The organism is Mesorhizobium japonicum MAFF 303099 (assembly GCF_000009625.1).
GTDB classification, from domain to species: Bacteria; Pseudomonadota; Alphaproteobacteria; order Rhizobiales; family Rhizobiaceae; genus Mesorhizobium; species Mesorhizobium japonicum.
In genome coordinates, this window is the sequence record NC_002678.2 from 556,675 (window position 1) to 574,996 (window position 18,322).

The following is an 18,322-nucleotide window of genomic DNA, read 5'->3' on the forward strand; positions in this document are numbered from 1 at the left end:
ATCACACCCTCCCCAGGGCAAAGCCCTTGGCGATATAATTTCGGACGAACCAGATGACGAGCGCGCCGGGGATCAGCGTCAGCACGCCGGCGGCGGCGAGCAGGCCCCAATCCATGCCCGCGGCCGAAACGGTGCGCGTCATGGTGGCGGCGATCGGCTTGGCGTCGGTAGTGGTCAGCGTGCGCGCGATCAGCAATTCCACCCACGAGAACATGAAGCAGAAGAAGCAGGCGACACCGATGCCGCTCGCGATCAGCGGCATGAAGATTTTTACGAAGAAGCGCGGGAAGGAATAGCCGTCGATATAGGCGGTCTCGTCGATTTCCTTCGGCACGCCCGACATGAAACCCTCGAGAATCCACACCGCCAGCGGAACGTTGAACAGGCAATGCGCCAGCGCCACCGCGATATGCGTGTCGATCAGCCCGAAGGCCGAGTAGAGCTGGAAGAACGGCAGTGCGAACACCGCCGGCGGCGCCATGCGGTTGGTCAGCAGCCAGAAGAACAGATGTTTGTCGCCAAGGAAGCGGTAGCGCGAGAAGGCATAGGCCGCCGGCAGCGCCACCGATACCGAAATCACCATGTTCATGACCACATAGGTGATCGAGTTGATGTAGCCGGAGTACCAGGCCTTCTCGGTGAAGATGGTGACGTAGTTGGCGATTGTCGGCGCGTGCGGGTAGAGCGTCAGCGAGTTGACGATCTCGGCATTGGTCTTGAAGCTCATGTTGATGAGCCAGTAGATCGGCAGCAACAGCACGATGATGTAGAGCGTCGGCACGATCCACCACCAGCGCGATTCCTCGCCGCGACGGCGCATCCGCCTGTCGAGATCGCTCTGCGACAGCGCACTGGCGAGACCTTCCGAGGCGGTCCCGTTTATCGCATTGCGCTCGGTTCGTTCATTGGCGCCAGCCATTTCAGCGCTCCGCGTCGTAGTTGGTCATCACAGTGTAGAACACCCATGACAACAACAGGATGATGAGGAAGTAGACCAGCGACATGGCGGCAGCCGGGCCAAGGTCGAACTGGCCGAGCGCCGTCTTGACGAGGTCGATCGACAGGAAGGTCGTCGAGTTGCCCGGCCCGCCGCCGGTGACGACGAAGGGTTCGGTGTAGATCATAAAACTGTCCATGAAGCGCAGCAGCACGGCGATCAAAAGCACGCGCTGCATCTTCGGCAGCTGGATGTAGCGAAACACCGCCCAGCGCGAGGCTCCGTCGATCTTGGCCGCCTGGTAGAAGGCATCGGGAATGGAAACCAGGCCAGCATAGCAGAGCAGCACGACGAGGCTGGTCCAGTGCCACACATCCATGACGATGATGATGACCCAGGCATCGAACGCATGCTGAACGTAGTTGAAGTCGATGCCGAGCGCGTTGACGTAGTAGCCCAGCAGCCCGATGTCGTTGCGTCCGAACACCTGCCAGATGGTGCCGACGACGTTCCACGGGATCAGCAGTGGCAGTGACATCAGCACCAGGCAGACCGGCACGCCCCAGCCCTTCTTTGGCATGTTGAGCGCGATGAAGATGCCGAGCGGCACCTGGATCGCCAGGATGATGAAGGAAAAGATCAGGTTGCGGACCATCGCTTCCCAGAAGCGGCTGGACGACAGCAGGTCCTCGAACCATTCGGTGCCGGCCCAGGTGAAGACATTGTTGCCGAACGTGTCCTGCACCGAATAGTTGACGACCGTCATCAGCGGGATGACGGCGGTGAAGGCCACCAGCACCAGCACCGGCAGCACCAGGAACCAGGCCTTGTTGTTCCAGGTCTTGTCCATCTAGGCCCCCATCTCGACACGCCAGGAATCGGCATAGATGTTGATGCCGGCCGGATCGAACCGCACCTTCGGCTCGGCTGGAACAGTCTCGTCCTCGCCGATGACGGCAGCGATATCCCTGCCTTCCAGTCTGGCGCGCACCACCTTGTGGCGGCCGAGATCCTCGACCTTGCTGATCGAGACGGCCATGCCGTCCCGGCCGAGCCGCACATATTCGGGACGGATGCCGAGCTCGACAGCGCCGCCGGAGGCTTTGGGTGCGCCCGGCAATTCGATCCGCTGCGAGCCGAGCGTCGCCGTCTTGCCGTCGATCGCCACCGGCATGACGTTCATGCCCGGCGAGCCGATGAAGTAACCGACGAAGGTATGGCGCGGCCGCTCGAACAGTTCGGTCGGCGTGCCGATCTGCACGATGCCGCCGTCATACATGACGACGACCTGGTCGGCGAAGGTCAGCGCCTCGGTCTGGTCGTGGGTGACGTAGACCATGGTGTAGCCGAAGCGGCGGTGAAGCTGCTTCAATTGCGAGCGCAGCACCCATTTCATGTGAGGGTCGATGACGGTCAGCGGCTCGTCGAACAGGATGGCGTTGACATCGGAGCGCACCAGTCCGCGGCCGAGCGAGATCTTCTGTTTCTGGTCGGCGGTCAGGCCCCTCGCCTTCCTTTTCGCCCAGGAGGCGAGATCAATCATCTCCAGCGTCTCGCGCACTTTGCGGTCGACATCGGCCTCCGGCACGCCGCGATTGCGCAGCGGGAAGGCCAGATTGTCGTAGACGGTCATGGTGTCGTAGATGACCGGGAACTGGAACACCTGCGCGATGTTGCGTTCCTGAGTCGACAGTTTGGTCACGTCCCTGCCGTTGAACAGCAACTGGCCGTGCGAGGGGTGGAGCAGTCCCGAAATGATGTTGAGCAGCGTGGTCTTGCCGCAGCCGGATGGTCCGAGCAGCGCATAGGCGCCGCCATCCTCGAATGTATGGTGCACTTCCCTGAGCGCGAAATCGGCATCCTTCTGCGGATTGGGCAGGTAGGAATGCCTGACATGGTTGACGTCGATGCGCGCCATATCGTCCTCCTCAAGCCGCCAGCTTCGGCGCGGTCACGGCGCGGCCGTGCTCGTCGAACACCATGATGTGACGCGGGTCGATGAACACCTCGACCGCTTCGTCGGTCTCGAAATCCCGGATGCCGTGGGTCAGCATGACCCAGCGCACGTCGGCGAAATCGAGATGGATGAAACTCTCCGACCCGGTGATCTCGGTGATGGTCACCTTTGCCCGGACCGGCACGGCGCCGGCATTGGGCCGTTCGAGCGACAGATGGTGCGGCTGAAAACCGATCGTGTAATTGCCGTCGGCAATGCCGACGAGTTCGGGCGGCACCGGCAGCTTCACCCCGCCTTCGAGCAGGAAGTCGGCGCCCTTCTTGGCCAGCACGATGGTGTTGAGCGGCGGATCGGCGAAGGTCCTCGCCGTAACCAGGTCGACCGGCTTGCGGAACACGTCGATGGTCGGCCCGAACTGCGTGATGCGGCCTTCCGACAGCGTTGCCGTATTGCCGCCGAGCAGCAGCGCCTCGTGCGGTTCGGTCGTGGCGTAGACGAAGATGGTGCCGGCGGCGGCAAAGATCCTCGGCAATTCGGCGCGCAATTCCTCGCGCAGCTTGTAGTCGAGATTGGCGAGCGGCTCGTCGAGCAGCACCAGGCTGGCATTCTTGACGATGGCGCGCGCCAGCGCGGTACGCTGTTGCTGGCCGCCGGACAGGCTGAGAGGCGTGCGGTCGAGATAGGGGGTCAGCTTCAGCAGTGCCGCGGCCTCGCGCACCTGGCTGTCGATCTTTCCTTGCTCCGCGCCGGCCACCCGGAGCGGCGAGGCGATGTTCTCATAGACGGTCATCGCTGGATAGTTGATGAACTGCTGGTAGACCATGGCGATCTTGCGCTTCTGCACCGGCATGCCGGTGACGTCATGGCCATCGAACCAGACCGAGCCGGAAGTCGGCACGTCGAGACCGGCCATCAGCCGCATCAGGCTGGTCTTGCCGGAAAGCGTCGGCCCGAGCAGAACATTGAGCGAGCCGTGCTGAAGCGTCAGCGACACATCACGTATGTGCTCGACCGCACCGACCGTCTTGGTGACGTTCCTCAGTTCAAGCATGACGCCTCCTCCCAGGCTTTCCGCATCAGCTCAAGACCCTCTTCATTCGGCGGCCGCGACGTGCCGCCGGCTTATGCCGCGCATGAATTCATCGAGTGCCGCGACGTGTTCGCGGCTGAGATGCAGGCCGCGCTTGGTGCGGCGCCACAGCACGTCTTCCGCCGTAAGAGCCCATTCGTTTTCAACGAGATAGCGAACTTCGGCCTCATAGAGATCGCCGCCGAAATTGCGGCCGAGTTCGGCATTCGATTTGGCAAGGCCAAGCAGACGCTGAGCCCGCGTCCCGTAAAGCCGCGTCAGCCGACGGGCCAGGCGCGCGTCGAGGAAAGGATAGGCTGTCTTCAACTTCGCCACCTGCGCGTCGAAACCGGTCGCCGGGAAATCGCCGCCCGGCAGCGGCGCGTCCGATGTCCACGGCTTGCCGCGCTTGCCGAGAAAACCTTCGATCTTCTCCAGCATCGATTCCGACAGCCGGCGGTAGGTGGTGATTTTGCCGCCGAAGGCATTGACGATCGGAGCGGTACCCTCGCCGCCATCGGCCTTCAGCACATAGTCGCGCGTCGCTTCCTGCGCCTTGGAGGCGCCGTCATCATAGAGCGGGCGCACGGCCGAATAGGTCCAGACGATGTCGGAGCGCTTGACCGGTTGCGCAAAATACTCGCTGGCCGCAGCGCAGAGATAATCGATCTCGGTGTCGCTGATCTTCACATCGTGCGGATCGCCGGGATAATCCCGGTCGGTGGTGCCGATCAGCGTGAACTCGTCCTCGTAGGGGATGGCGAAGATGATGCGGCCATCCTTGTTCTGGAAGAAATAGGCGCGCGGATCGTCGAACTTCTTGGCGATGACGATATGGCTGCCCTGCACCAGGCGGACATTGTGCACATCGTTGAGGCCGACGACACCGGAGAGCACGTGATCGACCCACGGCCCGGCTGCATTGACCAGCAGCCGCGCCTTGATCTCTTCGGTCTCGCCGTTCTGCAGATTCTCGATCTTGATTGTCCAAAGGCCGTTTTCACGGCGCGCGCCGACCACCTTCGTGCGGGTCCGGATCGTTGCACCACGATCTGCGGCATCGCGTGCGTTGAGCGCCACCAGCCGCGCATCGTTGACCCAGCCATCGGAATATTCGAACGCCTTTTTGAACAACGGCTTCAAAGGCTTGCCGGCCGGATCGCTTGCCATGTCGAGTGTCCTGGTCGCCGGCAGCAATTTGCGTCCGCCAATGTGGTCGTACAGGAACAGGCCGAGCCGGATCAGCCAGGCCGGACGCAGGCCCTTGGCATAGGGCAGCACGAAGCGCATCGGCCAGATGATGTGCGGCGCGTTCTTCCACAAAACCTCGCGCTCCATCAGCGCCTCGCGCACCAGGCGGAACTCGTAGAATTCGAGATAACGCAGGCCGCCATGGATCAGCTTGGTCGAACCGGAGGAGGTTCCGCTGGCGAGGTCGTTCATCTCGGCGAGAAAAACCGAAAACCCCCTCCCAACGGCATCGCGGGCTATGCCGCAACCGTTGATACCGCCACCTATGACGAAAATGTCCCGGACTGAAGACGTGTCCACTTAACTCCTCCACGATTTCGCATTGCACCATTTTTGGTCTTTTGCGAAACCGTGACGGAATTATTTCGAACTCATAACGAATGTCAAACGAAATATCACAGGCCCGTGACATGATCGCGAAACGGCCTTACCCAAGCGACGTCTCGATTAGCTGAACCTCGGCCTCCTGGCAGATCTTGCGCACCGACGGAATGTCGCAGCGGTCGGTGATGAAGGTGTTGACCTGCGACAGGTGACCGATGCGCACCGGCGCCGTGCGCTCGAACTTGGTCTGGTCGGAGACCAGAATCACATGCCTGGCATTGGCAATGATCGCCTGCGCCACCTTCACCTCGCGAAAGTCGAAGTCGAGCAAGGCGCCGTCATGGTCGATGGCCGAGGCGCCGATAACGGCGTAGTCGACCTTGAACTGCCTGATGAAGTCGACCGCTGCCTCGCCAACGACGCCGCCATCCGAACCGCGCACCACCCCGCCGGCAATCACCACCTCGATCGAAGGATAGATACGCATCCTATTGGCAACATTGATATTATTGGTGATGACCATCAGGCCGTTATGGTCGAGCAACGCCTTGCTGACCGCTTCCGTCGTGGTCCCGATATTGATGAACAGCGAGGCGTTGTCAGGGATCAGTCTTGCCGCCGCGCGGCCGATCGCTTCCTTCTCGTCCGCCGCGATCTTGCGCCGGGCCTCATACTCCATATTCTCGATACCCGACGGGAACAATGCGCCGCCATGGATGCGCGAAAGCAGCCGCTGGTCGCAGAGATCGTTGAGATCCTTGCGAATGGTCTGCGGCGTCACATTGAAGTGAGTGGCCAGGTCGTCGACCAGCACGCGGCCATGGTCCTTGGCCATCTGGATGATCTCGGCGTGGCGTGGCGACAGGTACATGGACGGCCTCCCGTTTTCGTTTTTCTTTTCTATAGCCGAAAACGAAAGCAATGAAAAGGTATAAGCCGGCTAACGGAAATCACCTGATTGCAAAGGCAAACTCCAGCGCAATCCTATATCGGCCGGTCAGGCCATGCCGCGCGCGATTTCGGTAATGACGGCAAAAGCCGAATCGACATCGCCTGCGGTCGCCTCGAACTGGCCGACCTGGAAGCGGATCGCCACCTGCCCGTCGACCCTCGTTTGCGTCAGGTAGATGCGGCCATCGTCGTTGATCGCATTGACCAGCCGCAGATTGTGCTCGTCCGCATCGGCGCTTGAGGGCGCCCTGTGCCGGAATGAAAACAGCGACAGCATCGGTTCGCTGACGATCTCGAAATCCGGCTCCTTTGCCAGCCGCGCGGCAAGGCCCTCGCTCCAGGTCACATGGTTGCGGACCATGGCGCGCAGGTTTTCCAGCCCGTGGGCACGCAGCAGGAACCACAATTTCAGGGCGCGAAACCGGCGGCCGAGCGGTACCGACCATTCGGAATAGTTGATGATGCCGTCACGTCCGTGCGTCTTGAGGAATTCGGGCTTGATCGCCAGCGTACGCACCAGGTCTTCCGGCTGTCGCAAGAACTGGATGGAGCAGTCAAACTGCGCGCCCAGCCATTTGTGCGGGTTGAAGACGACAGAATCAGCCTGTTCGGCGCCGGCCCAGAAATGACGATACTCCGGGCAGATCATGGCCGACCCGGCCCAAGCGGCATCGACATGAAAATAGAGCCCATGCCGGCGCGCCACGCCGGCGACCGCGGCGATGTCGTCCGTGCCGCCGATGCTGGTTCCACCGACGCTGCCTATGATGCCGGCAGGCAGCATTCCAGCCGCGCGGTCAGCGACGATTGCCGCTTCCAGAGCTGCTGTATCCATGGAGCGGAACCGGCCGCCGACGGGAATGCGCACCAGATTGTCCTCGCCGATGCCCGACACCCAGATCGCCCGGTCGATCGACGTGTGCACCTGATCCGAGGAATAGATGCGCAACTGGCCCTGCCCGGCCAACCCCTTTTTGTTGCCTTGCCAATCCAGCGCCCGCTCGCGCATGGTCAGCACGGCATTGAGTGTCGCCGACGAAGCCGAATCCTGGATGACGCCGGAAAATCCCTCGGGAAGACCAAGTGCCTGGCGCATCCAGTCGACGGTGCGGGTCTCGAGTTCGGTCGCCGCCGGCGAGGTCTGCCAAAGCATGCACTGCGCGGCCATTGCGGAGACGAGATACTCAGCCACCACCGAAACCGGCGCCGCATTGGCCGGGAAATAGGCGAAGAAGCGCGGGTGCTGCCAATGCGTCATGCCCGGCACGATCTTCTCTTCGAAGTCGGCGAAGATCCTGTCCATGGGTTCGGCGTCTTCCGGCGGCGAGGCGTCAATGCTCCTGAAAATGTCACCCGGTTCGACCAGCGGCCGCACCGGCCGCTCGCGCAATGAATTGCGATAGTCGGCGCCCCAGTCGGCGGCACGTCGCGACCACTGCCGGAACTCGTCATTGTTCATCCTGTCCTCCCGACACGAATGCAATGCCGGCACTCTTCGCCCGGCTTTCAAATCCATCAATAATTAACATGTAAAATAGATGCAAGCGCCGGCAGCTACGGCAAGCGCCCTAAAGCGCATCGCTTGATCGGATCCAGGCGATGCGCTTTAGATCCCTGTTCTTGTGCATGTCGTTCCCCCCAAAACCGGGGCCACTTTTGGGCGACATGCATCACCCCGGAAAATCCGGCAGGCTGGCAAAGGCGCTCTTCAGCGCATTCGACCAGCCATCGGAGATGGTGCGGTAATACTGGTCGTCCTGAGCGATCCGCTTCTTCAGGCCAACCTTGAAGGCGTCCTTTTCCAGGAACAGCAGGTCGAGTGGCAGGCCGACCGACAGGTTCGACTTGAGTGTCGAATCGAACGACACCAGGAGCAGCTTCACCGTCTCGGCCAGGCTCATCGTCCGCTCATAGGCGCGGATGATGATCGGCTTGCCGTATTTGGTCTCGCCGATCTGGAAGAACGGCGTGTCGTCGGTCGATTCGATGAAATTGCCCTCGGGATAGATCATGAACAGCCGCGGCGGACTGCCCAAGATCTGGCCGCCGAGGATGAAGGAGGCGTTGAAATAGGAATCGGCCTTCTCGCCGGCGGGAGACGATTGCGCGATCACCTCTTTCACCGTGTCGCCCACCAGCCGCACCGTCTGGTACATGGATGGCGTCTCGAGCAGCTTCTCGTGGCGGTCGGTCACCGCCTTGGTGCGTTCGTCGAGCAGGCTGACCACGGCCTGCGTCGTCGCCAGGTTGCCGGCCGACATCAAGACGATGACGCGCTCACCCGGCTGTTCCCAGACATGCATCTTCTTGAAGGTCGAGATCGAATCCATGCCGGCATTGGTGCGCGTGTCCGACATGAACACGAGCCCGCGATCGATCTTCAGGCCGACGCAATAGGTCATGGAATCGCTTCTGGCACTAATCCTTGCGGGATTACTGCTCTACCGTGACGGTGACCGCAAGCCGTTCTTCCGCTTGTCCCTGTCGAATTCCCGACACCGGCGAGGCGTCGCGGTAGTCGCGGCCGGTCGCCACCTTCACATAACGCTCGTCGGGAGAAATACCGTTCGCGGGGTCGAAGGCAACCCAGCCGAGACCCGGAACATGCGCTTCGGCCCAGGCATGGCTTGCCGCCTGCTCGACCGCATCCATCATCAGATAGCCGGAGACGTAGCGCGACGGAAATCCCATGGCGCGCGCCGCCGCGGCAAAGATATGGCTATGGTCCTGGCAAACCCCGGTCTTCAGCGCCAGCGCCTCTTCGGCCGGTGTGGTCGCCTTGGTGCTGCCTGGCGTGTAGGCGACGCGCTCGCCGATCATGGCCATCAGCCGGTGCAGCCTTTCTATGTCGGTTCCCGTGCCGACCGCTTCGGCCAGCTTACGGATGCCGCCACCGATGGCGGTCAGGGGCGTTTCCTGCGCGAACAGCCACAGTGGCGCAAAGCCCTGATGCGACCCGCAAACACCTGACGTATCGCGCGTCACCACCTCGCCAGAAGCCTCGACCGTGATGAAATCGTGGTCACCCTCGACGCTCAGCAATCGTGTGTCGTTGCCGTAGTGATCGGTAAACCGCACTTCCTCGCGCGCGCCTTCCACCTTCAGCGCCCAGGACAGCACCGTCTGTGTCTGTCCGCTGACCGGGAGCAGCCGCAGCCGTTGCAGCAGATATTGCACCGGCGCGTCGTAGCGGTATTCGGTCCGGTGGGTGATCTTGAGCCGCATGACGTCCTCAATAAAACCGGTAATCCTGCGCGATCTCGTCGCCGAGCCGGGTGTTGTCGCGAATGAACCCGGCAAGGAACTCGTGCAGACCTGCGTCGAATATATCCTTGATCGATCCGGCCCTCAGCATAGCCTGCGTTTTTTCCGCCGTCGCGTGGCAGGCGTGGCGTTCGCCGTAATCGTCGCTCAGGAACTTCAGATGTTCGGACAGGAAGCGGTAGCAGAAGGTCAATGAACGCGGCATGCGGACGTTGAGGATCAGGTAATCGGCGATGTTGGTCGGCTTGTAGTCAGCGTCATAGACCCAACGGTAGGAGCGGTGCGCCGACACCGAGCGCAGGATCGATTCCCATTGATAGTTGTCGAGCGTCGAACCAACCCAGGAGATCGACGGCAGCAGCACGTAATATTTCACGTCGAGGATGCGCGCCGTGTTGTCGGCGCGCTCGACATAGGTTCCGAGCTGCGAGAAGTCGAAAATCTCGTTGCGCAGCATGGTCCCGTAGAACGAGCCGCGGATCAGCGCCGTCTCGCGCTTGATGGCATCGAGCACGCTTGGCAGGTCGCGCTCGTCGATCGGCCTCGCCAGCATCCGCTTCAGCGACATCCAGGCTTCGTTGATGCTTTCCCAGGTCTCGCGCGTCAGCGCGGTGCGCACCATGCGGGCATTGTTGCGGGCCGTCTCGATCGACGACATGGTGCTCGACGGGTTCGAGGTGTCGCGCAAAAGGAAATCAGCAACATCGGCGGCCGTATAGTCCGAATACTTCTGCTTGAAGGCGACGTCGGAGCCGGCGCTGAGCAGCACCGAATTCCATTCCTCCGACGCGTTTTGCGTGCGGGTCAGCGCCATGCGCAGGCCGGCATCGACCAGCCGCGCCATGTTTTCGGCCCGCTCGATATAGCGGTTCATCCAGTAGAGCCCGTTGGCGGTGCGGCCCAAAAGCATGTCAGCTTGCTCCGGTGTCGGGCGAATAGCGAATAGCGAGTGGCGAATAGGGAAGAATACGTCTCATGGTTGCTGCGTCCCCCTGCTCGTCTCAATCATCCAACACCCAAGTATCTTTCGTTCCGCCACCCTGCGATGAGTTCACGACCAGAGAGCCTTCCTTCAACGCCACGCGCGTCAGGCCGCCGGGCACGATCTGGATGCGGTCGGAAACCAGCACGTAGGGCCTGAGGTCGACGTGGCGCGGCGCCAGTCCCTTGTCGGTCAGGATCGGGCAAGTCGACAGCGCCAGTGTCGGTTGGGCGATATAGTTCGAAGGCTTCGCCGCCAGTTTCTTGGCGAAGGCTTCGCACTCTTTCTTGGTCGCCGCCGGTCCGACCAGCATGCCGTAGCCGCCGGAGCCGTGCACTTCCTTGATCACCAGTTCATGGATGTGCTCGAGCACATATTTCAGGCTGTCCGGCTCCGAACAGCGCCAGGTCGGGATGTTGCCGAGGATCGCCTTGCGGCCGGTGTAGAATTCCACAATCTCGGGCATGTAGGAATAGATCGCCTTGTCGTCGGCGATGCCGGTTCCCGGCGCATTGGCGATGGTGATGTTTCCGGCGCGATAGACATCCATGATGCCGGGTATGCCGAGGGCCGAATCCGGCCGGAAGGTCAGCGGGTCGAGGAAGGAATCGTCGACGCGGCGGTAGAGCACGTCGATCTGCTTGTAGCCTTCGGTCGTGCGCATCGCCACATGGCCGTCGACAACGCGCAGATCCTGGCCCTCGACCAGTTGCACGCCCATCTGGTCGGCAAGGAAGGCGTGTTCGAAATAGGCGGAATTGAAGCTGCCGGGGGTCAGCACGGCGATGGTCGGCGCGCCCTTGGTGCTTTGCGGCCGAACCGCAGCCAGCGATTGACGCAGCAGCTGCGGGTAGTTCTCCACCGGCCGCACCTTGATCTTCTGGAACAGCTCGGGGAACAGCTGCATCATCGTTTCGCGGTTCTCCAGCATGTAGGAGACACCGGACGGGGTGCGCGCATTGTCCTCCAATACGTAGAACTCGTCCTCGCTGATGCGCACGATATCGACGCCGATGATATGGGTGTAGACACCGGCCGGCGGCCGCACCCCGATCATCTCCGGCAGGAAAGCTTCGTTCTTGGCGATCAGGTCCCTGGGAACGCGGCCGGCGCGCAGGATCTCCTGGCGATGGTAGATGTCGTCGAGGAAGGCGTTCAGCGCCTGCACGCGCTGCTCGATGCCTTGCGTCAGGCGCCGCCACTCATTGCCTGAAATGATGCGCGGGACGATGTCGAAGGGGATCAGCCGCTCGGAAGCTTCCTGCTCGCCATAGACGGCGAAGGTGATGCCGGTCTTGCGGAAGACGCGTTCGGCGTCCTGCATCTTCTCGGTAAGTCTGGCTGGATCCTGCTCCTTCAGCCAGCGATCATAAGCCGAATACGGTCTTCTCAATCCGGAAACTTCCGGAAGCATTTCATCGAACGCTGCCAATCGCATACTCCCCTGTGACGCCATTTCACTGGCGTCGCCGAAGAAAATCAAGCGCAATCGGTGATTTGGGAGATGCGGACGATCAGTATGTTGCGGCTGCCTAAAATTGAGGCAGTCGAAATACGACCTTGATCAGGCTTTGCCTCGTGCCCGGGCAAATGCCTTGCCGGCTAGAAGGCGCGGAAGGTGACGACCGTAAACGTGTCCTTGATGCCGGGGAGAATCTGCACCTTCTCGTTGACGAAATGGCCGACGTCTTCCTCGTCATCGACATAGAATTTGGCGAGCAGATCGTAATTGCCGGCGGTGGAGTAGATCTCCGAGGCGATCTCGGCATCGGCAAGCGCGCTGGCAACCTCATAGGATTTGCCCAACTCGCATTTGATCTGCACGAAAAACGCCTTCATGGCTTCGTCCCGCTAAACGTCCAAGTCCAAGCGGCCCTTCTGGCAGACTGGAGGCGGCCTTTCAAGCACTGGAATCCGCACTTAGCCGGCGTGGCCCCTGGCCACGGCCTCGCGCAGCTCCGCAACAGGCATGACATTCCGATGGCGAATATTCGCAATCGGTGAAACCGGGATACACCGCCAAGCGTATGTTATCGTGCGTCTTCGGACATCATTTTTGAGGGATCATTCCGAGGGACAACGGAGACAGGCCATGCGCCGCGCTTTTTTCGCATTCACAGTCATTCCATTCCTTTTCATATCCTCGGCCTTTGCCGGCGATGCCGAAATCAAGGCAGGCCAGGCGGTCATCGACGGTCAGTTGAAGGCGCTGCTGGCCGATGACGGCGCCAAGGCCTACAGCTTCGCCGCCCCGAATGTGAAGCAGGTGTTCCCGACCGTCGACGCCTTCATGAACATGGTGACCAATGGCTACCCGCCGGTGCGCAAGCCACAGTCCTATGCCTTCGGCAAGGTCGAGCAAACCGGTCCGGGCTCGATTATCCAGCAGGTGCTGATCGTCGGACCCGACGGCAAGGATTACGAGGCGGTCTATACGCTGCAGCAGCAGCCCGACGGCACGTTGCAGATCACCGGCTGCAGCCTGCGCGCATCCAACTCGCTGAGTACTTAAGGTTCTACAGGACCGGGATATCGCCCCTCGCCCAGCCCTCTGTGATCTCGGCCCCACGCGCCTCGAAGGTTTGGGTCTCGATCGCGGCGCGAATGTCCTGCATCAGCTTTTGATAGTAGGACAGGTTGTTCCAGGTGAGCAGCATCGCGCCCAGCGCCTCCTGCGAGCGCACCAGATGGTGCAGATAGGCGCGCGAATAATCGCGTGCCGCCGGACAATCGCTTTCCTCGTCGAGCGGGCGCGGATCGTCGGCATGGCGGGCGTTGCGCAGATTGACCTTGCCGCGCCTGGTGTAGGCCAGGCCGTGCCGGCCGGCCCGCGTCGGCATCACGCAGTCGAACATATCGATGCCGCGCGCCACGGACTTCAGGATGTCGTCGGGCGTACCGACGCCCATGAGATAGCGCGGCTTGTCCGCGGGCAGTTCGGGACAGGTGATGTCGAGCATTTCGAGCATCACCGCTTGCGGCTCGCCGACCGCCAGGCCGCCGACCGCATAGCCCTTCAAGCCCATCGCGCTCAGCGCCTGCGCCGAGCGCACCCGAAGTGCCGCATTGTCGCCGCCCTGTACGATGCCGAACATCGCCTTGCCCGGCTGGTCGCCGAACGCCGTCTTGCAGCGCTCAGCCCAACGCAGCGACAGTTCCATGGCGCGCTCGATCTCCTTGAGCTCGGCCGGCAGCGCCGTGCATTCGTCGAGCTGCATCTGGATGTCGGAATCGAGCAGGCTCTGGATCTCGATCGAGCGCTCCGGCGACATTTCGTAAGGCGCGCCATCGATATGCGAGCGGAAGGTGACGCCCTTTTCGGTCAGTTTCCTGAGCTTCGACAGCGACATCACCTGGAAACCGCCGCTGTCGGTCAGGATCGGATGCGGCCAGCGGGCGAATTCATGCAATCCGCCAAGTCGCGCGACACGCTCGGCGCCGGGCCGCAGCATCAGGTGATAGGTGTTGCCCAGGATGATGTCGGCGCCGACGCCGCGCACCTGGTCCATATACATGGTCTTCACGGTGCCGCCGGTGCCGACCGGCATGAAGGCAGGCGTGCGGATTTCGCCGCGCGGCATGTCGATGATACCGCGCCGCGCCCTGCCGTCGGTGGCAAGGACCTTGAAGCTGAACGGCTTAGCCATTGAATTCCTTGTCGTGGATGGGCGCGTCAGGCGCCTGTCTGTCGAGCGATTGCCGATATTGGATGCAGCCGCGCATGAATTTGGGCCAGGGCGGCACAGCGATCGACGGCTCGGTCTTTTCAGGCAGCAGATCCCACAAATCGGGGTGATGCCAGCAGAGATCATGACCTGACGTGTCGCGATGCGCGCGAATGCCGGCGCGCAGTTTCTTCACCTCGGCGATCAGGGCATCGCGATCGAGGGTTTGCAGGTCATCATCCATCGCTCATCTCCGCTCGATACAGCAGGCTTGCATCTCCATAGGAGTAGAACCTGTAGCGGTTCGCAATGGCATGCGCATAGGCGGCGCCCATCGTGTCGAGGCCACTGAAGGCCGAAACCAGCATGAACAGCGTCGAGCGCGGCAGATGGAAATTGGTCATCAGCATGTCGGCGGTGCGAAAGCGGTAGCCGGGCGTGATGAAGATGTCGGTGGGACCCGACCACGCGGGCACCGTACCGTCTTCACGCGCGGCACTCTCCAGCAGGCGCAGCGAGGTCGTGCCGACGGCGATGATGCGCCCGCCCCTCGCCTTGGCCGCGTTGAGCGCATCGGCTGTTTCCCGGCTGACCGAGCCGATCTCGGCATGCATCTTGTGGTCGGCGGTGTCGTCCGCCTTGACCGGCAGGAACGTGCCGGCACCGACATGCAAGGTCACGAAGTGTCGCTCGACCCCTTTGGCGTCGAGAGCCGCAAAAAGCTCCGGCGTGAAATGCAGGCCGGCGGTGGGGGCGGCAACCGCCCCTTCCTCCCTTGCATAAATCGTCTGGTAATCGGCCCGATCGCGCTCGTCGTCGTCGCGCTTGGAAGCGATGTAGGGTGGCAGCGGAATGTGGCCGACGGCGTGCAGCGCCTCGTCGAGGAACGGCCCCGACAGGTCGAAGCCAAGCAAGGCTTCGCCGCCCTCGCCCTTCTCTATTACCGTGGCATCAAGTTGGCCGAGGAAGCAGGAATTGCCGTCATGGCCGAAATGGATGCGGTCGCCGGCGGCGATGCGCTTGCCGGGTCGCATGAAGGCGAGCCAACGGTCCGGCGCCACGCGCATATGCAGCGTAGCCTCGACCTGCGCCTGCGCTTCGCCGCGCCGCCTTATGCCTTTGAGCTGCGCCGGAATGACCTTGGTATCATTGAACACCAGCACGTCGCCGGCTCTGAGCAGGGATGGCAAGTCGCCGACTTTGCGGTCGTCGAGCGCCTCACCCGATTTAACCACCAGCATCTTGGCGCTGTCGCGTGGCTCCGCCGGGCGAAGCGCGATGCGCTCCTCCGGCAGTTCGAAGTCAAAGAGATCGACGCGCATCAGTAGAGCCGGATAAGCAGCGCTCCGGCCAAGAGCATCACCGCGCCGGCGACGCGGCCGAGCGAGATTTCACGCACCGCGACGCCGAGGAAACCGACGCGATCGATGAGCATGCCGGCGAGCAACTGGCCGGCCACCAGGAACGCCATCAGCGCAGCGGCGCCGATGCGCGGCGTCAGGACTGTCGAGAGCGTGACATAGAAGCCGCCGAGCATGCCGCCGGCAACGAACAGCCAGGGCGCCGGCGCCTTCCAGTCGAGCGAAATGCCTTGCAGCTTCACCACCGTGACGGCGATGATGCCGAGCACGATCGCGCCCGACAGGAACGAAAACGCAGCCGCCGCGACCGGGAGACCCAGGCCGCGCGCCAGCTGCGAATTGATCGGTGCCTGAATGGCAATGAAGGCGCCGGACAGGATGCCGAGAAGCGACCAGACGACGCCCATCATTGTCGTTTCGCCTTACTTGACGTCGGCCGCGACCTTCAGCGACACGATCTTGTCGGGATCGACGACCGGTTCGCCGCGCTTGATCTTATCGACATTGTCCATGCCTTCGATGACCTGGCCCCAGACCGTGTACTGACGGTTGAGGAAGGCGGCATCGTCGAAGCAGATGAAGAACTGCGAATTGGCCGAGTTCGGGTTCTGTGAACGGGCCATCGAGCAGGTGCCGCGGCCGTGGTTGGCGTTGGAGAACTCAGCTTTCAGGTCCGGCTTGTCCGAGCCGCCCATGCCCGCGCGCGACGGCGCGAAGGTGGGCTTCGAGGAATTGCCGAACTTCACGTCGCCCGTCTGCGCCATGAAGCCGTCGATGACGCGGTGGAAAACCACCCCGTCATAGGCGCCTTCCCTGGCCAGTTCCTTGATGCGGGCGACATGGCCGGGGGCCAGATCGGGGAAAAGTTCGATGACGACCTTGCCCTTGGTCGTTTCCATGATGAGCGCGTTCTCGCGGTCCTTGATTTCGGCCATGTCAGATATCCTTTTGAGAAAACAAAAATTACTTGTCGGCGGCGATGCGCACCTTGATCATCCGGTCGGGGTCGGAGACCGTACCGTTGTCCGCCTCGTCGCCCTTCTTGATGTGGTCCACCAACTCCATGCCGCTGACGACATTGCCGACGATGGTGTACTGGCCGTCGAGCGGCGGCGCCGGCGCGAACATGATGAAGAACTGCGAATTGGCGGAGTTCGGATCCTGTGAGCGGGCCATGCCGACCACGCCGCGCTTATAGTGCTCGGTCTGCGAGAATTCGGCCGGCAGGTCGGGCAGGTCCGAACCGCCGGTGCCGACGGCCTGGGAGTTGAAGCCCTTCTTCATGTTGCCGAACTTGACGTCGCCGGTCTGCGCCATGAAGCCGTCGATGACGCGGTGGAAAGCGACATTGTCATAGGCATGGTCACGCACGAGCTTCTTGATCTGCGCGACGTGCTTGGGCGCCAGATCGGGCCGCAGAGCGATGGTGACGTCGCCATCCTTCAGCGTGATGATCATGGTGTTTTCCGGGTCGGCGGCATAGGCCGAGGCCGAGGCGGTCACAAGACCGGCAAGCACGACGAGGAACGAGGCGAGCCTTTTGAGCTGCATGGGATTTTCTCCGGCTTATTTCGCGAATTTGGCGGTGAGCGCGCCAGCAACAGCCGCCGGCACGAAGGGGCGGATGTCGCCGCCCATCGAGGCTATCTGGCGCACAAGTGTGGCGGTAATGGTGCGCACCGACGGGCTGGCGGGCAGAAAAACCGTCTGCAGTTCAGGCGCCATAGTCTCGTTCATGCCGGCCATCTGCATTTCGTAGTCGAGATCGGTGCCGTCGCGCAGGCCGCGGATCATGATCGAGGCGCCTTGTTTCCTGGCCGCGTCGATCACCAGCCCATCGAAGGCAACGACCTTGATGCGAGCGCCATCGCGGCCGAATTCGGCCTTCGTGGCGTCTTCGATGAGTTGCACCCGCTCCTCGAAGGAAAACAACGGCTTCTTGCCCGGATGAATGCCGATCGCGGCATAGACGATATCGGCCACGGCCAGCGACGCCTTCAGCACATCGAGATGGCCGTTGGTCAGCGGGTCGAAGGAGCCGGCGTAGAGGGCGGTGCGTTCAATCATGGCAGGTGCTTCTAATGCATGATCCCAAAAAGTGGAAACCGGTTTTTGGAAAAGATCATGCTCAAATGAAAGCTAGAGCCTGTTCCATCTTCAGTCCACCAAGATGGAGCAGGCTCTAGCGAGCCTCTCTCGCAAAGGCAAATCCGATCGGCGCGGGGGTCGTGAACCTTTTCCGGCACATGAACGACAGATGAACACGCTGATCACGAAGCCTTCACGCAGCGTTCACTAGGTTGCACCTTAATAAGATGAAACCAAAATCCCATCTATCCGTTGTAAGGCGCAGGAGAACACGCAAATGCTGATCTACATGCTCGCCACCGCAATGACAGTCGCCATGCTGATCGCCACCGTATTCGGGCTGCATCAGGAGGCACAACGCATCCGCGTCAAGGCAACCACCAAGCGCTTCGAAGGCTTCGGCCCCCGCGAGCCGTATCGTCACTACTAAACCAGTCCATACTTGCTGCCGCGCCGGCCAATGGGCCGGCGTT

At 61.8% G+C, this 18,322-nt stretch carries 21 protein-coding genes; 2 read left to right on the forward strand and 19 right to left on the reverse strand.

The window, feature by feature from the left end:
- Position 1 precedes the first annotated feature (1 nt).
- The 12 genes from MAFF_RS03985 to MAFF_RS04040 form a co-directional block, all read right to left on the reverse strand.
- Positions 2-919: a carbohydrate ABC transporter permease gene (locus tag MAFF_RS03985; protein WP_010909598.1), complete on the reverse strand. Its 918-nt coding sequence runs from the start codon at positions 917-919 to the stop codon at positions 2-4.
- Between the two features lies 1 nt (position 920).
- Complete coding sequence (locus MAFF_RS03990; RefSeq protein ID WP_010909599.1) at positions 921-1,787, reverse strand: carbohydrate ABC transporter permease; 867 nt, start codon at positions 1,785-1,787, stop codon at positions 921-923.
- Positions 1,788-2,855, reverse strand: a complete 1,068-nt coding sequence (locus MAFF_RS03995; RefSeq protein ID WP_010909600.1) for an ABC transporter ATP-binding protein — start codon at positions 2,853-2,855, stop codon at positions 1,788-1,790. It abuts the gene before it with no gap.
- Positions 2,856-2,865: 10 nt separating this feature from the next.
- Positions 2,866-3,945 (reverse strand): ABC transporter ATP-binding protein, encoded by a 1,080-nt coding sequence (locus MAFF_RS04000; RefSeq protein WP_010909601.1) that lies wholly within the window; start codon positions 3,943-3,945, stop codon positions 2,866-2,868.
- Between the two features lie 42 nt (positions 3,946-3,987).
- The gene (gene glpD, locus MAFF_RS04005) at positions 3,988-5,514 is read right to left on the reverse strand and encodes a glycerol-3-phosphate dehydrogenase (protein ID WP_010909602.1); all 1,527 of its coding nucleotides are present in this window, start codon (positions 5,512-5,514) and stop codon (positions 3,988-3,990) included.
- Between the two features lie 127 nt (positions 5,515-5,641).
- Positions 5,642-6,409, reverse strand: coding sequence for a DeoR/GlpR family DNA-binding transcription regulator (locus MAFF_RS04010; protein ID WP_010909603.1), 768 nt, complete (start codon positions 6,407-6,409; stop codon positions 5,642-5,644).
- Between the two features lie 126 nt (positions 6,410-6,535).
- A complete protein-coding gene (locus tag MAFF_RS04015) occupies positions 6,536-7,948 on the reverse strand; it encodes a pyridoxal phosphate-dependent decarboxylase family protein (RefSeq protein ID WP_010909604.1) in 1,413 nt (470 codons plus the stop codon).
- Positions 7,949-8,159: 211 nt separating this feature from the next.
- The gene (locus MAFF_RS04020) at positions 8,160-8,891 is read right to left on the reverse strand and encodes a peptidase (RefSeq protein ID WP_010909605.1); all 732 of its coding nucleotides are present in this window, start codon (positions 8,889-8,891) and stop codon (positions 8,160-8,162) included.
- Positions 8,892-8,922: 31 nt separating this feature from the next.
- Positions 8,923-9,714 (reverse strand): transglutaminase family protein, encoded by a 792-nt coding sequence (locus MAFF_RS04025; protein ID WP_010909606.1) that lies wholly within the window; start codon positions 9,712-9,714, stop codon positions 8,923-8,925.
- A gap of 7 nt (positions 9,715-9,721) precedes the next feature.
- Positions 9,722-10,663, reverse strand: coding sequence for an alpha-E domain-containing protein (locus MAFF_RS04030; RefSeq protein WP_010909607.1), 942 nt, complete (start codon positions 10,661-10,663; stop codon positions 9,722-9,724).
- Between the two features lie 91 nt (positions 10,664-10,754).
- Positions 10,755-12,167, reverse strand: coding sequence for a circularly permuted type 2 ATP-grasp protein (locus MAFF_RS04035; protein ID WP_032933458.1), 1,413 nt, complete (start codon positions 12,165-12,167; stop codon positions 10,755-10,757).
- A 170-nt stretch (positions 12,168-12,337) separates the two neighbouring features.
- Positions 12,338-12,574, reverse strand: a complete 237-nt coding sequence (locus tag MAFF_RS04040) for an Lrp/AsnC family transcriptional regulator (protein WP_010909609.1) — start codon at positions 12,572-12,574, stop codon at positions 12,338-12,340.
- A gap of 253 nt (positions 12,575-12,827) precedes the next feature.
- Between MAFF_RS04040 and MAFF_RS04045 the strand changes: the two genes are divergently transcribed.
- A complete protein-coding gene (locus MAFF_RS04045; protein WP_044547675.1) occupies positions 12,828-13,247 on the forward strand; it encodes a DUF4864 domain-containing protein in 420 nt (139 codons plus the stop codon).
- Positions 13,248-13,251: 4 nt separating this feature from the next.
- Here the strand turns inward: MAFF_RS04045 and tgt are convergent, their stop codons facing one another.
- The 7 genes from tgt to coaD all read right to left on the reverse strand — a co-directional run bounded on the left by tgt (position 13,252) and on the right by coaD (position 17,828).
- A complete protein-coding gene (gene tgt, locus MAFF_RS04050) occupies positions 13,252-14,382 on the reverse strand; it encodes a tRNA guanosine(34) transglycosylase Tgt (protein ID WP_010909611.1) in 1,131 nt (376 codons plus the stop codon).
- Positions 14,375-14,644 (reverse strand): hypothetical protein, encoded by a 270-nt coding sequence (locus MAFF_RS04055; protein WP_010909612.1) that lies wholly within the window; start codon positions 14,642-14,644, stop codon positions 14,375-14,377. The genes tgt and MAFF_RS04055 overlap by 8 nt, the downstream gene beginning before the upstream one ends.
- Positions 14,637-15,722 (reverse strand): tRNA preQ1(34) S-adenosylmethionine ribosyltransferase-isomerase QueA, encoded by a 1,086-nt coding sequence (gene queA, locus MAFF_RS04060; protein WP_010909613.1) that lies wholly within the window; start codon positions 15,720-15,722, stop codon positions 14,637-14,639. The genes MAFF_RS04055 and queA overlap by 8 nt, the downstream gene beginning before the upstream one ends.
- Positions 15,722-16,171 (reverse strand): DMT family transporter, encoded by a 450-nt coding sequence (locus tag MAFF_RS04065; RefSeq protein WP_010909614.1) that lies wholly within the window; start codon positions 16,169-16,171, stop codon positions 15,722-15,724. The genes queA and MAFF_RS04065 overlap by 1 nt, the downstream gene beginning before the upstream one ends.
- A 12-nt stretch (positions 16,172-16,183) precedes the next feature.
- Positions 16,184-16,696 (reverse strand): peptidylprolyl isomerase, encoded by a 513-nt coding sequence (locus MAFF_RS04070; RefSeq protein WP_010909615.1) that lies wholly within the window; start codon positions 16,694-16,696, stop codon positions 16,184-16,186.
- 28 nt (positions 16,697-16,724) lie between these two features.
- Complete coding sequence (locus tag MAFF_RS04075) at positions 16,725-17,219, reverse strand: peptidylprolyl isomerase (RefSeq protein WP_010909616.1); 495 nt, start codon at positions 17,217-17,219, stop codon at positions 16,725-16,727.
- Positions 17,220-17,327: 108 nt separating this feature from the next.
- The gene (gene coaD, locus MAFF_RS04080) at positions 17,328-17,828 is read right to left on the reverse strand and encodes a pantetheine-phosphate adenylyltransferase (protein ID WP_010909617.1); all 501 of its coding nucleotides are present in this window, start codon (positions 17,826-17,828) and stop codon (positions 17,328-17,330) included.
- Positions 17,829-18,126: 298 nt separating this feature from the next.
- Between coaD and MAFF_RS39920 the strand changes: the two genes are divergently transcribed.
- Positions 18,127-18,279: a hypothetical protein gene (locus tag MAFF_RS39920; RefSeq protein WP_010909618.1), complete on the forward strand. Its 153-nt coding sequence runs from the start codon at positions 18,127-18,129 to the stop codon at positions 18,277-18,279.
- Positions 18,280-18,322 lie beyond the last annotated feature (43 nt).

Bases quoted from the DNA above. Each gene is read 5' to 3' on its own strand.
- MAFF_RS04010 (WP_010909603.1), bottom strand. From the start codon at position 6,409: ATGTACCTGTCGCCACGCCACGCCGAGATCATCCAGATGGCCAAGGAC.
- MAFF_RS04000 (WP_010909601.1), bottom strand. From the start codon at position 3,945: ATGCTTGAACTGAGGAACGTCACCAAGACGGTCGGTGCGGTCGAGCAC.
- queA (WP_010909613.1), bottom strand. From the start codon at position 15,722: ATGCGCGTCGATCTCTTTGACTTCGAACTGCCGGAGGAGCGCATCGCG.
- MAFF_RS04025 (WP_010909606.1), bottom strand. From the start codon at position 9,714: ATGCGGCTCAAGATCACCCACCGGACCGAATACCGCTACGACGCGCCG.
- MAFF_RS04030 (WP_010909607.1), bottom strand. From the start codon at position 10,663: ATGCTTTTGGGCCGCACCGCCAACGGGCTCTACTGGATGAACCGCTAT.
- coaD (WP_010909617.1), bottom strand. From the start codon at position 17,828: ATGATTGAACGCACCGCCCTCTACGCCGGCTCCTTCGACCCGCTGACC.
- MAFF_RS04040 (WP_010909609.1), bottom strand. From the start codon at position 12,574: ATGAAGGCGTTTTTCGTGCAGATCAAATGCGAGTTGGGCAAATCCTAT.
- MAFF_RS04070 (WP_010909615.1), bottom strand. From the start codon at position 16,696: ATGGCCGAAATCAAGGACCGCGAGAACGCGCTCATCATGGAAACGACC.
- MAFF_RS04055 (WP_010909612.1), bottom strand. From the start codon at position 14,644: ATGGATGATGACCTGCAAACCCTCGATCGCGATGCCCTGATCGCCGAG.
- MAFF_RS03985 (WP_010909598.1), bottom strand. From the start codon at position 919: ATGGCTGGCGCCAATGAACGAACCGAGCGCAATGCGATAAACGGGACC.
- MAFF_RS04075 (WP_010909616.1), bottom strand. From the start codon at position 17,219: ATGATCATCACGCTGAAGGATGGCGACGTCACCATCGCTCTGCGGCCC.
- MAFF_RS04015 (WP_010909604.1), bottom strand. From the start codon at position 7,948: ATGAACAATGACGAGTTCCGGCAGTGGTCGCGACGTGCCGCCGACTGG.
- MAFF_RS04020 (WP_010909605.1), bottom strand. From the start codon at position 8,891: ATGACCTATTGCGTCGGCCTGAAGATCGATCGCGGGCTCGTGTTCATG.
- MAFF_RS03990 (WP_010909599.1), bottom strand. From the start codon at position 1,787: ATGGACAAGACCTGGAACAACAAGGCCTGGTTCCTGGTGCTGCCGGTG.
- MAFF_RS39920 (WP_010909618.1), top strand. From the start codon at position 18,127: ATGCTGATCTACATGCTCGCCACCGCAATGACAGTCGCCATGCTGATC.
- MAFF_RS04045 (WP_044547675.1), top strand. From the start codon at position 12,828: ATGCGCCGCGCTTTTTTCGCATTCACAGTCATTCCATTCCTTTTCATA.
- tgt (WP_010909611.1), bottom strand. From the start codon at position 14,382: ATGGCTAAGCCGTTCAGCTTCAAGGTCCTTGCCACCGACGGCAGGGCG.
- MAFF_RS03995 (WP_010909600.1), bottom strand. From the start codon at position 2,855: ATGGCGCGCATCGACGTCAACCATGTCAGGCATTCCTACCTGCCCAAT.
- MAFF_RS04065 (WP_010909614.1), bottom strand. From the start codon at position 16,171: ATGATGGGCGTCGTCTGGTCGCTTCTCGGCATCCTGTCCGGCGCCTTC.